Raw genomic sequence first — 13,122 nt, 5'->3', positions numbered from 1 at the left:
AGCCATTACTCATCACTTTCTTCAATCTCTGCCCCTTTGATGTGAGATTGTCCCTGCATCCGTTGACTAGCCTGTTTCATTTGTTGATTCATCTGGTTCATTTGATGCATGGATTGTTGAAAATGACGTTTAGGTGAAGAACTTTCTCTTGACTTTTTAGGAGCACTAGGACTAACATTTGGAAGAGGGGCTTGTCCCTTTGATTGCGCTGCTACTCCTTTTGGAGAAGCTGGTCTTGGGTCGCTAACACCACCACTTGATTGTCGAGGAGCTTCCTGACTAACATTTGACATTGGACTATCTCCCATAGGTTGAGATGGAGCTTCTGCTGAAAGTGTTGGTTCACTGATACCGCCAAAATCTTCTCCAGAGGAATCATTTGGTGATATCGTTGGGTCTGTAATACCGCCACCACTCGGTCCACTATCCATACCATAATCATCTTGGAAGAGAGGTTCTCCACCATAATTACCTGATGGATTTAGGGTATAGTCAGCATCGGTTTTCCACGTCGAATTAAAGCCAGGTTGATCAGGTATCGCATCATTTTTAAGCCCGTTGTAAACCGCATCGTGCCCAGCTTGTTCCTTTTGGCTGATGTGATCACTGACTCCCCCAGCAAAGTCTTTGACTTTACCAACGGCTTCTCGTCCTGCGAGGTCGGCTGCACTGTACATATTGCTTAGTCCTCCTTTGGCAGTATTTGCTAAACCTTGGTCTTTCACAGAGTTAAAAGCTCCTCGAATACCGCCGCCCGTTGTTGCGAGACTATTCCCAAGAATTTTACTTCCTGAAGCAACCACACCAGGCGTTTTCTTAGCCACATTTAAGCCTAAACCACCCATAGACAGTGCACCACTACCAACAGCGCCTGCGCCAGTCGCAAAGGCTTGTCCTGCCATCATAGCGCCAATCAATTGTTGAGCAGTATCACTATGCCCCGTTGAGACACCAAGCCAACGCTCAATCATAGAAACACCTTGTATGGCTGCGAGGAAGACACCAATATAGACAAGAGAAGCCGCCAAACATTGTTCCCACATACTCAATCCATCAAAGAATCCACCTGATAATTTAGTAATTGTAGAAACAGATAAGGTTGGTAAATCACGACAAATCTCAAGGGTCACACGCATGATAACCACTTCAAAGAAGATACCCGCAAAAGCACCACATATCGTCCGTAATAGTTCTTTGTACTTCTTGGAATTGGACAAAGAACTGTAGCCTTGAAGCGGTGAAATCAGGGCCTCAATGATAATATCAAAGACAGACTTAACCAGCTTAACAGACATAGCAAGTAACAAGACAATCAAGATGATGTACTGCATGAACATGCCTATCCAATTGACCTTATAACGTGAGTAAACCGGCTCAAAGGAATTTAATTCTCCCATGATACGATGTTCCTTAATTGATTCCACGCCATCTTGATTAGTGTTTAATTTGTGCAAGAAAAGCCCTTTTATTCCTTTAACACCAAATTTCTTTTCATATTCACCTTGCATTGTATCAAGAAGACCTGAATTAGAAGCTCCATAGGTCGCTCCGAAATCAACCCGTGTCGCAAAATCAGACGTATCCCGTTTGTCTGTACTATCTGTGATATTATTAACAGGTGTCGAGCCTTTTTTGGGTGGCTTAATGTAGCAGTAATCATCCAGTGGAAACAGTTCCGTCGAAAAATCATTATCAATCAACACTTTAAGATCCACGACATTATTCTTCAGCGGTTGAACAGCTAAAGACGAATACTGTTTACTACCATCTGGTGCTTCACTGGACACCCTTTGAACGTTCATAGCATCTTGAGCAACTACTGATGAAATAGAGGTCAAAGCTAGAGGCAAAACCGACGTTACCATCGTGACAAGCAAGAAGTTTGTAATAACTCCCTTATACTTGACAGGTTTGGTAAAGACACCAGTAATAGCTGAAACCACTAAAATCAAACTAAACAATATTGTTCCTATGATTTGAAACCAATAAAAGAATTGCCCAATAACCGTGTGGGTATCCCCTAAGTAGCCAAAGAGCCCAAAAAGCTTGAACATGTTATTAAAAACGTGTTCAAGACTAGATGTGATGGAATATAGCGCTTTGGCAATACCACCTGGAATATAAGACAAAAAGGAGAGAAAAGCTGGAGTAGGGTCTAGATAGTTGCTCCAATACTTGTAAAAGGAAGCCATCTTCTCCGCATTTTCCCCTGTGATGTTTCCGTTGGTCTTACCGTTAATATCTAGAAAACCTTTTTCTAAGGCATTGACCAAATCGGAATAAGTATCATATCTCACAATAAAGGTACCTACTTTCTATTAAGATACCTTCATCATAAGGGATAATGAAAATCTGTGCAGTAAGGGGACAAAGTTCAGAAAAAGCATCAAAAAAGCCTCAAAATTGAGACTTTTTCAACTATTTAGCTTTACCTGAAAAATCATAGTAACTACCATCAGCTGCATAATCTTGAAACAACTCAATAATGCGAATTGTTTTTCCTCCATCCGATAAAGCAATTTGATAACCACCCTCGGAATCTTTTATTGTCGGATTCTTTTTGTTACTTGTTATGATTGTAAAATTATCAGTTCCTTTTAGTTGAGGTTCCAGATTAGTGATGACCCCCTTAGTCTTAGACGGAATATCATCTTCGGAGATTACTGAAAAATATATCTTTTCACCATTAGAATTGGTAATGCTATTATCTTTTTTATTAAAGGTAAGTGTATCACCACATCCTATAAACATCAGTCCGTCATATCCTGAAACCTTAGAATATCCCGTATAGCTATCTTTTAATTCATTTTTAATAATACTTTCTGGTGTCTTTTGCCCACACGCTGCTAATAGGATAAGCGCTAACCCAATCGTCAAAAGACCACATACTTTCTTCAATGTCATAACACAACCTACTCTCTAATTTTTGTTTTCCTTTATCTTTATCGGCTTTAGTATAGCAGAAATAGCAGGGATAATCAATTGTTATTCCTATTTTTGAGTAACTTATTAAATAACATCATCCACAAATAACCCTGTCTCATCATCTTCCTCATCAAAAACATCCGCAATCACTGCAGTTGTTAGTTCCTCTGGAGAAGTGAACTGCGCTTGAGCAAGAGATTTTATTTCTTGTCGTCTTGTAGCCAGTTTCGGTTCTTCTCCATTTGTTCCTATACGATCTGTTAAGTCCCTACGCCAAGCAATAATCTTGTCAAAGGTACTCTGTGCGCCTACGGCAATAGCTTGCAGCTCAAGCTCTCTGTGGGCACTATCTACTGGAATATCAGCTAAAGTCATGCTATGATCAAACTCATCTTGAAGAAACATATAGCGATAGGGAAAACTTGTTTTCTCATGTAAGAAGATAGGGTCTGTTGTCACCTTACGCCCTGCATTATCACGGCCCTTAACCCCACGTAGAATGACCGCTTATCCTTCTTGAAGTTTGGCTAACTGTGTTGGTGTTAAGAGCTCTTGCTTAGGGTTCTCAATAGCAACATTCGGATTAGCCTCATCTAGGATATTGCTGGAGCGTCTGCGACGTGTAATCGTACGAGACCCCAGAGCTTTACTGAAGGCTGTATTTGTCGCATCTGACGTCGATTTCACATAAATTTGGATCGAACAGTTGTCTCTGATGGTCTTAGCTGTATTCTCTCCGTATTTATCCGTAAGCTGTTCCAAGTTTTGAATCCAGAGATAGTACAAGATATTTTGACCAAGACCAATGGAAATCTTTGTATCCATGTGAGGAATAGCTGGAATATTAGTGAACTCATCGAGGATATGGAGAATCCTATTGACACACTTCCGACCATTTGAGAGGGCTAATTCATAGTTTGCGTTAAATAACTGATCCAGAAAGAGAGAAACAAGACTATTGTATTCGGTTCTATTGGGAGGAGTTACCAGATAAATGACTTTAGGATTATCAGAATAGACTAAATCAATATCAGACTCTTGAAGCAAGTTACCTTCTGGTTTATTTAGAATGGATACCTTGATATGGTCTAGGACAGGCTTTCTCGTGTACTCATCAAGCTTGATGATCTTACCACGTTTCTGATAAACTTTTTCAGCTGAGAATTGGAAGGTTTTGTTACGAATAGTTGAATCACCATTGTTTTCGTGATTAAAGTCAATCGTTACTAAGAATTGATCAGGCAACTTAGGTTCAATAACGTAGGTAAGATAGCCTTCTCCATCAATCAAAGCGGTTGCACCTTTCACGTGAGTCACTTGTCTTGTCGTTTTTCCCCATGCTGCTTGACTGGTAATGGTAATCTTAGCGGTCTTGTGAGCGTACTCATTTCGCATCGCTACAGTTGAGCTAGAGTGGAACTTGATGGATAAGCGACGTGGAAAACCAACAGACTCTAAATCAATAGAGTTTTTAGAAGTCAGTTTAGCAATATTGTCTTGTAAGAAGAGGTTAATCCATGACATCATGCTAGAGAAGACATTCCCTTTTGTTTCTTCAGAGGCAAAATCAGATGACCTAAAGTTAAGGTCTGCCATATCTCTGAACTTAGAGAACTGTTTTTGGTTAATCTTACGCAGATTATCAAAGTAAACGGTAATTTTGGACTTCTTCTTCACTTGTTGGTTCTTATCAGGATTTTCAACAATTTCCCCAAAATCATTGACAAAGACCTCTTCTGACCCTAAATCTGTCAAGAATTTAGCAATGTTACGAACCGTTACGGTGTCCCAAGCATCTTCCTCTCCATTCTTAAACGTTTCGTTAGCTCGATCAATCAAAGCCATTGCAATCGCATTGAACAGCGAAATAGAGGTATCTTCCCAATATTTAGCATTCCCATCGCCTATCCATGGCTTTGTTTTACGATAGATAGCTTCTGCGACTGCATTGACACGGGTTTGTGTCTTTTCGTAGTAGCCTTTTTGAGCAGCATCTATAGACAGTGCTAATGGATTGTAAGACATGGACCAGTCCATATTTTGAAAAGAGAGGACATTCACATCATAGCCACGACGGCGCATGGTCTTATAAGAAGACTGATAATGCTCTCCTTTAGGGTCTGCAATAATTAGAGAGGGTTGAATCTCTGCACGACCGTTAATATCAATAGTCGTCGTAATATGCCCTTCACCTTTACCAGAGCGAGTCATCCCAACACCAAGCATATTCGTTGTGCTATCATCAATGAAATAGTCTCCTGAAGCCTTAGCATAGATCCCTAAAATTCTTTCTGCATTTGTCATATAGCGGCTAAAAGCACGATTTTGCCAAATCATTTGAGATCCAAGGGTTAAGCCTGTGAGGTTTTTCCTTGTTTCATGGAGGACTGGCACACATCCTTCTCCTGGATAGGTTTCGGTTTTATTTGGGATTTTCTTATATTGCTGGTGAATTTCTTTAACAGTCGCAAAGCGGTCATCCCCTTCTTCATTATGGTTGTAGTCACGATATTGCTCGAAATTGACCCAAGCAGAACGCCAAGCAATAATTAACCCAATGATAAAAATAGGTATCGCTAAAATAGGCGCTAGGACAAATACCTTGATATTAAACAAGTTATGAAGCAACAAACTATCGACATTGAAGTTTACCACCTGACTGTTATCACTTAACGTTACAACTGAGAAATAAATAAAGCGAATGGCAGCTCGTAAAGCAGTCACCAAGTAGTTTGTTAGGATAAAAGCAATCAAGCTAAATACTAGTCCCATATAAACAAAACTGCGATAATTTTTGAAGTAAAGCAAAGGCTTCATTTCTTTGTCAAAACGTTTTCTGTCTTGCTTGACAAAAGGAAGCTGATAAATGAGACGAAAGAGAAGATTCCCAAAGATAAGCAGCAACAAAGAAGGAATAACAACCACTAAGCGTTTAATGAAATGCCACGTCTTCTCACCTACTGCCTTGCTCTTTGATCTCCAATCAATATCTTTGCGATGTTTCCAAGAATACAGAAAAGTATCTTTTTTAGCCTTGATATTTTCCCAAACACTGTCCCTATTAGTGATGAGCTGCTTTATCTTCTGGAAAAGTGTCAACAAAGGCTATTTGAAAAACTTGAACCCCTGATAACAAAGATACAGAACGAAACTCATCAAAAGAAATGTATTGAAAATACTCACTTTAGACAGTTGAATGAGAGTGTAATAAATCGCTTCTAGCCAACTAAACATAGCGCTCACCCCTGCTTTCTTCTAGAAAACGCCTTATCTTCTCTCCATAGAAATTCGAAAAGAGAAAAATTTTAAATTGTAGCTGAGGTGAAGCGAGTTTGTACCGTTCCCAATAAGAACTGATACCTTGCTCAATTCCCAGATGAACAGTATATAAATGACAGTTGCGTCCTTGCTTCAAATAGTTTTCTATCTGAAGCGAATCCGCCATCAACTCGTCTGAATGTTGATCCACTTGTTGTTTAACCATAAGCACTCCTTTCTTTATTGATCAAATATGGATACATCTCCAGTATAAAAGATAATGACAATTCTTGCGTTAAGGGGACAGAGTGTTATAGTGTGTAAAAAGTTATATGCTTTTATTACCAGTTATTTAAAAATCATTGATAAGCAGCCCTATAGGATTGCCTTCTCATCAGCCATTATGATATACTAATAGGCACTTATGCTATAACTAAAACCAGCACATGAACTATCATGTGCTGGTTTTTTTGAATATCTTAATTCTTAATTGACAATAAACCTAAATCATATTTCCAAGATAAAACCCTTTTGACTGAAGCATTGATACGCTTCTCGGTCAGTTCACCTGAAGAGACTTTAGCTAACAGATAGGGAATCTGTGTTGAATAAGAAGACCCCAAGATAAGATCGTTACCAGCTGTAATCGCCTGATAAGCAGCCTCATTTTGGCTCACAAAATCCGCTAGTCCATCCATATCCAAATCATCTGTCATAATAACTCCTTTGAAATGAAGTTCTTTTCTCAGAATTTGGTGTACTTTTGGGGATATTGAAGCAGGAACTGTATCAATCTGAGTTAAAATGTTATGGGCGACAAGGACACTATCTGCACCTGCTTGTATTCCCGCTTTAAAGGGAAGAAAGTCGTTTTGCCGTAATGTTTCTAAGGAGCGATTATCTGAAATAATTGAGGTATGACTATCTCCGTTATTGCCGTAACCAGGAAAATGCTTCAGAGTTGAGCCTATCTGCTCCTCTTTTAGAGTTTTGACAACCCGTTTTACATAGTTAGCAGTTGTTTTAGCATCTTGACCAACGGTGCGATCATAAATAAATGCGGATGAATCAGTTGCTACATCTGCTACTGGAAAGAGACCAGCGTTGATACCAACTGACTTTAAGGTTTGAGATTTGCTTTTAGTATCACTGACAATAGCCTTGATGCCTCCTGTTTGGTACAAGCTCATCGGTGACTGAAATGGTGTTTGTAAAATACTACTAATCCGAGTCACTGTTCCACCTTCTTCATCAGAGCCAATCAAAAGAGGGATCTTAGCAGCTGATTGATAACTAGCTATTAGCGACTTAACACTTGATAAGTTTTGTCCCTCAAAGTCTTTTCCAAAGAGTATATAGCCACCTAAATGATAGGTTTTAATATCTTCTGTTTGGTTAGTATAGGGTACTCTTGCCCAAAATAATTGACCTATTTTCTCTTTTAAAGTCATCTTGCGTAAGAGAGTATCTATCATTTTTTCTTTTTGACTGCGCTGAGTAACAGTTGTTTTTATCTCTTTGAGTTGCTTTTCTGATGCTACTTTATTATAGTGGTCTGCCAAAACAAGACCAACCATTACTGATAGAAAGAACAGATAAACAACTATAGGCTTCAGTTTTCTTCTCATAACATTATTTATTATATCATTTTTGTAAACATAATCAGCCCCTTTTCCAAAAATAAAGCATGCAAATGATTGCATGCTCTATATTTAACTAAAAGGGTTCGTCTGCATCCATAGGCTCTGGATAATTTTGTTGAGCTTGTGTGGATGGCTGAGGTGCTGCTTGTTTTTGTTTTCGTTTAAGAGCGGCTTCTTTGGTTTCTAGGAAAGTGATGCCACCATGCAGAGCCGGAGCAATATATTGATATGTGCGTTGTTTCCATGAATCATCCGTATAATAACGCTGGATAATCTCTCCTTTAATCAGAATTGGAGAGCCTTTAGACAAACTCTGTGCCATCAGTTCTGCCTGCTTACCGTACACATGAATATGGAAAAAGCTAGGGCTAGATTTTCCTTTATCATCTAGTAAACTAGAATCACAAACAAAATCAAATTTAAAACTCACATGTCCATTACTGGTTCTACCTACAGCATTCTTTGAAATATTAGACACACGACCATAAGCGATAAACTCTTGCATAGTATTGTCCTCCTTTTTAAAATAGATTAGTTTTTCAATAAACCAAAACCCTCAAAAGAGGGTTCGGTGAATTAAAATTTGGTAATTTTGTTTTTTACGACGAATACCAATTAAGCCTGCTCCGCTGAGGAAAATACCTGCTAAGGTGATTAGGAAAGTTCCTTTTTCTCCAGTCGTTGGAAGTGCTGCTTGTTTAGCAACTGGTGCTTGTGGTTTGGCTGGTGTTGGAGTATCTGGAGTCGGTGTTTTCGGTTTTTCAGGCGTATGGGTAATTACTTTAGCTTCCATTTCCTGACCGTTAACAGTGTTATAGAAGGTGTTTGTCACATCACCTGCTGCAATACGTTCAACTTCAAGATAGAAGTCAGCGTCAAATGTTCCTTCAATACCTAAAGAATTTAAGAACTCTTTATCAATACTGTAAGCCCATTTGCCTTTTGAAGCATCCCAGGTCACTTTGACAATCTTATTGATAAACTCATCGTTGGTGTCTTGGTCAAATTCAAAAGTAAAGGCATATTTTGAGCCAGCTTTGATGGTATCACCTGCTTTAACAACTGTACCATCTTCTAAAGTTACATCGTAAGCTAATTTCAAGTCTTCTTTAGCTGTATATTCTGTTCCTTTGATGATACCTTTCCAGTTACCGGTATAGCGATCGTGTACAGTGTCTAATTGGTCTACACCATCATATTGCCATAAAGTATCGTGCTTCACTGGAACAGTCACGCCATCTAAAAGATAGCGGATATAGTCACCAACTTCCACTGTTTGATTGTCTAGAACAACGCTATCATCTGTCTTGTCCAATGCGTGCTTTTCAGGTTGGATGTCTGGACGTTCAACAACGACCTCCTTAGACTGATAGCTATTACCAAAATCAATCTGGAAGAAGTCATTGATAACTGGTACGCCCGAGTCTACTAGGAGACGTGCTGGCAAATCAATCGTGATATTCTTAGCTTGCTTGACATAGTTTGTGTAGAATGAGCTTGGGTCTTTAGCTACCCAGAGATAGAACTCACCGACTGGAGATAAACCAGATGTATCCAGAATGGCTTGAATAGCCTCTGTACGTGCTTCATCTGATAGGACATGGTACATATCAAAGAGTTCCTTAACATCTGTACCGTCGGTTGCTGTCAGCTTGATATTGTCTTTAGCAACGCTAAAGGCGCCATCTTGCACATCGTCCAGAATGGCAAAACCTTTAGCAAGCGCTGCACGAGAAGCAGCCATCTTGGTATAAGGGCTGTAATCTGTTGCCAAATGGAAGTTGACATTACGGTCAAAAACACTAGCCCCATCAATATCTTTTCCACTGTTATCTGTAATAGTCTTAACAGGTGTTGGTGGCTCTGGTGTACGGTTATCAACCGTATTTGAAAAGACCTCATAGACATTTTTACCTGCTGATACTTTGTAAGTATTGTCATAGTAGGCATTATCGTACTCACCAACCCATGTGATAACAGGAGCTTCTAGCTTCTTCCCTTGATAAGTCGCACTAAATGTATAAGTGTTTGTCTTTTTGTCGTAAGCAACTGTCCAACCTTTAGTCTCTGCATCTTTAGCAGTTACGTCTTGGTTAGGGATAACACCTGCTTCAAGAGGGTCAGTAATGGTAATAGGGTCACCAACCTTGATATTAGCGTAGATGTTATCATGGGTCAACACATAACGATGCTCATCGTTTTTAGCAATGGTCTGACCGTTAACCGACTGATTCTCCATATCAGTCACAGCTTTAGAGACCGTTGGCTTGTAGTTGAGCTTGTAGTCATGATAAGCGACACTAAGTTGTTGGTTCTTGGTATTGGCTAGTTTCACCAATTCAAGTGTCGGTTTTTCAGGATTAGTTGCTTTGACAAGTTCAACTAAAACAGGCTCAGTCGGCACAGGAGTCACACTAGTTTTTGGTAGGGTTGCACTAGCAGGCACTTGAACAACTGGCGAAACAACCTTAGTGTTAATGGCAAACCAATAGGTTTGACCACATGAATCAGCTGGTCCATCCCATTGGGCAAACTCCATCTGGAATTGAGAACCGTTGGTAAAGTAACCAATGATAGCACCCTTGTACTGATAAGGGGAAGTTGTTGTATCCCATTCTACACCTACATCTTGTGGGCTGTTATAGCAGTTAGCATATCCCATATTGTCATCATGGACGCTAACAGTAGAGACGTTAATTTCAATCATTTTACCATTGGTTGCACGTGCACCTTCACGTCCAATAGCATTGTTATTTAGAGAAGAGAAAGTGATCGCTACTGGTGTTTTATCTGACGCCGTAAAAGCAACTTCTTGACCATCTACGGTGTAGTAATAAGTATCCGTAATGGCAAAGTTCATGTAGTCAGAATAGCTATCTGTACCGTTGTTACGAGATACAACGAAACCTTCAGTTGGATCGTTGAGGACATAGACATCATCCAATCCTGTTGCACCGTTGTTTAAAAGTTGGAAGCTACGGTGTATACGAGTGATGTCACGTTTAACCCCATCAGCTGTTGTCACCGTGATACCAGAAAGATTAGTGTAATCCAGTTCCGTTGTCCAGACTGCTCCAAAGTTAGCATATTTAAGGACACTTGTCGAGTCTAGGATACGTCCATAGCCTGAAGCTCCACGGGACGACGCAATGTAGGGGGTTGTGGTAGCTTCTGCACCTTGGGCTGAAGAGGTCACAGTTGCATTTGGATTAGCATTTGAGAAATCCAAAGCTTGTAGTACAACCTGTTTTGTGTAGCCTTCTTTTGTTGTATTAGCTTGTAACTCATCATAAGTCTTTTGCCATTCTGCTTGTTTTTGCTTAGCAGTGTCGTAAGCTTGTTGGTTTTGTGTCGCAATAGCTTGCGCTTCTTCCGCTGAAGAGACGGTTTTGGTGATAGTGGTTAGGTTTACACCAAGTTGTGTCAACTCATCCGCTTTTTGACTAGCATCATTGTTGGTCTTATCACTTTCAGCCTTGGTTGCGTTGTAAGCTTCTTGCTTAGCGTTATTTTACTTGATTTTAGCCTGTGCTTCAGCAATCTTTTGATTGTTTGATGCTGTCAAACGATTCACTTCATCTACTGTATGCACGACTTGACTAGAAGTTGTGACGGTAGCCCCAGATTTCTTCAATTCTGTGCTAGCTGCTTCAATAGCGTCGTTTAGCGTTTTAGAGTTAGCCACTGTAGCGTCATAGACTTTCTTGGTAGCAACATAAGTCTCTACGGCTTTTTTGTTGCTATCAAGCGTGCTGTCGGCTACTTTTTTCTCTTCAGTGTTAGCTTTAGCGGTACCGTCAGTAGCGGTCGCTGTGTTAGTTGTGACTGAAACAGTTGTGTTCGCCTCATACGTCTTTTGTGCATCCGCAACATAGTCATTGTTAGCTGTGATTGCTGCTTGAGCACTTTCATAAGCGGTGTTGTTTTGAGCTTGTTGAGCTGTTGTCGCTTTGATGGCTTCTACTTGCTTGTCTTGGTCAGCCTTGATAGCTTCTTTAGCAGTGTCTAGTTCAGCGCTTGTGGTTGGTGCACCTTGCTCTTGCGTAGCGTCTTGAGAGACTGCTACACCAGTGTCTTGAGCTTCTTTCACCGCAGACTCAACGGCGCTGTTATCAACTGCCACAGTTTCAGTACCAGTTGACGTATTGGCTTGTTTAGCGTAAGCATCATTATCATTGGTACTAGTCGGCTGTGTTGCGACTGCAGGTGCTCCTTGTGTTGAAGCGACAAGCTCTGTAGCAGACGCCGTATCTGTAGGCGTTGTGACTTCATCAGCGCTAGCGTGCCCTGCAAAGACAAGTGTTCCTAAAACAATCCCACAAACTAATCCATACGTTTTTGATTTACGAAAGAAACCGTGACCTTTTGTTGTTTTTGTTTGAAAATTCATGAATACGTTCTCCTAAATTATTTTATTTTTGTTTTGAATGTTGACTAGTTCTTTTCTGCTTTTCGAGACCACATTTTTTGAGCCAAGAAAGCAGCTGCTACAAGCAGTCCTGCTCCCAAAATAGAGAGTAAGCTACGTGCTTTGTCTCCTGTTTCTGGAAGAGTTGTTTTTGTTCCGTCAGCTTTAGTCACGGTGATTGTTTTATCACTGTTAGTTGTTGCCCCAACAGTTTCTGGAGTAACTGTTGAGCCATCTGTGAGAACCAGTTGACCGTCCTTTGTGCTCACGATAGTAGCGCCAGTATTAGTCACTACTGGAGCTTGTGCTGTCACGTTTTGGACGACTTGACCAGTCACCGTTGAGGTCGTTCCCACATGAGAAGCACCCGCCTTAGTAGCTGTGTCGGCTGAGATACTTGGGTTATTTGTTGGCACTGTTTTGTCAGGGGTCACTTGTGCTGTACCGCCATCCGTGGTTGGAACAGTAGTACTACCTGTGTTAGGATCAACATTTTCTCCTGCATTATCCTTACCTTGATTGTCTGGGGCTGGTTGGGGATCAACCTGTTCACCTGCGTTATCTTTTCCTTGGCTTTCAGAGCCTGGGACGGTGACATTCTCACCAGCATTATCTTTGCCTTGATCTGTAGACGGTGTGGTTGGATCTACTGGAACCGTTGGAGTCGTTGTTGAGCCACTGTCGCTAGGTGTTGTTGCTGGTGTTTCTGTAGAGGGCGTTGTAACGTCTGTTGATGCTTCTGTTCCTGTTGATGGTACCACCACTTCTGTAGAGGGTGACGTTGGGTCTACTGGTGTTACCTCATCAGCTAGAGCAACGCCAGTAGAAGATAGAAGAAGAGTTGATGTTGCAAGAGTTGCAAGTAATTGTTTTTTTGTCATGATGTGT

6 protein-coding genes and 2 pseudogenes are annotated in these 13,122 nt (G+C 40.5%); all 8 read right to left on the bottom strand.

What is annotated here, in order from left to right:
• Positions 1-5: 5 nt before the first annotated feature.
• The 8 genes and pseudogenes from G5B60_RS04640 to G5B60_RS04605 all read right to left on the bottom strand — a co-directional run bounded on the left by G5B60_RS04640 (position 6) and on the right by G5B60_RS04605 (position 13,115).
• Positions 6-2,297, bottom strand: a complete 2,292-nt coding sequence (locus tag G5B60_RS04640) for a pLS20_p028 family conjugation system transmembrane protein (RefSeq protein WP_164682915.1) — start codon at positions 2,295-2,297, stop codon at positions 6-8.
• A 121-nt stretch (positions 2,298-2,418) separates the two neighbouring features.
• A complete protein-coding gene (locus G5B60_RS04635) occupies positions 2,419-2,904 on the bottom strand; it encodes a hypothetical protein (RefSeq protein WP_164682914.1) in 486 nt (161 codons plus the stop codon).
• Between the two features lie 105 nt (positions 2,905-3,009).
• A pseudogene (locus G5B60_RS04630) lies at positions 3,010-6,159 on the bottom strand (VirD4-like conjugal transfer protein, CD1115 family).
• Positions 6,152-6,409 carry a hypothetical protein gene (locus G5B60_RS04625; protein ID WP_164682913.1) on the bottom strand — a complete coding sequence of 86 codons (258 nt, stop codon included), beginning with the start codon at positions 6,407-6,409 and terminating at the stop codon, positions 6,152-6,154. Before G5B60_RS04625 ends, G5B60_RS04630 begins: the two are co-directional and overlap by 8 nt.
• A 253-nt stretch (positions 6,410-6,662) precedes the next feature.
• The gene (locus G5B60_RS04620) at positions 6,663-7,811 is read right to left on the bottom strand and encodes a glycoside hydrolase family 3 protein (RefSeq protein ID WP_164684185.1); all 1,149 of its coding nucleotides are present in this window, start codon (positions 7,809-7,811) and stop codon (positions 6,663-6,665) included.
• Between the two features lie 88 nt (positions 7,812-7,899).
• Complete coding sequence (locus G5B60_RS04615) at positions 7,900-8,331, bottom strand: single-stranded DNA-binding protein (protein ID WP_164682912.1); 432 nt, start codon at positions 8,329-8,331, stop codon at positions 7,900-7,902.
• Between the two features lie 51 nt (positions 8,332-8,382).
• Positions 8,383-12,216, bottom strand: a pseudogene (locus G5B60_RS04610) (SspB-related isopeptide-forming adhesin).
• A gap of 44 nt (positions 12,217-12,260) precedes the next feature.
• Positions 12,261-13,115 carry an LPXTG cell wall anchor domain-containing protein gene (locus tag G5B60_RS04605; protein WP_164682911.1) on the bottom strand — a complete coding sequence of 285 codons (855 nt, stop codon included), beginning with the start codon at positions 13,113-13,115 and terminating at the stop codon, positions 12,261-12,263.
• Positions 13,116-13,122: the final 7 nt, after the last annotated feature.

Origin of the sequence: Streptococcus hyointestinalis (assembly GCF_011039275.1) — a bacterium.
GTDB classification, from domain to species: domain Bacteria; phylum Bacillota; class Bacilli; order Lactobacillales; family Streptococcaceae; genus Streptococcus; species Streptococcus hyointestinalis_A.
Note: the sequence above shows the minus strand (reverse complement) of the source record. Positions and strands in the feature narration are given on the sequence as shown.

Excerpts from the sequence above, each read along its gene's own strand:
- G5B60_RS04635 (WP_164682914.1), bottom strand. The coding sequence starts at position 2,904 with ATGACATTGAAGAAAGTATGTGGTCTTTTGACGATTGGGTTAGCGCTT.
- G5B60_RS04625 (WP_164682913.1), bottom strand. The coding sequence starts at position 6,409 with ATGGTTAAACAACAAGTGGATCAACATTCAGACGAGTTGATGGCGGAT.
- G5B60_RS04620 (WP_164684185.1), bottom strand. The coding sequence starts at position 7,811 with ATGAGAAGAAAACTGAAGCCTATAGTTGTTTATCTGTTCTTTCTATCA.
- G5B60_RS04615 (WP_164682912.1), bottom strand. The coding sequence starts at position 8,331 with ATGCAAGAGTTTATCGCTTATGGTCGTGTGTCTAATATTTCAAAGAAT.
- G5B60_RS04605 (WP_164682911.1), bottom strand. The coding sequence starts at position 13,115 with ATGACAAAAAAACAATTACTTGCAACTCTTGCAACATCAACTCTTCTT.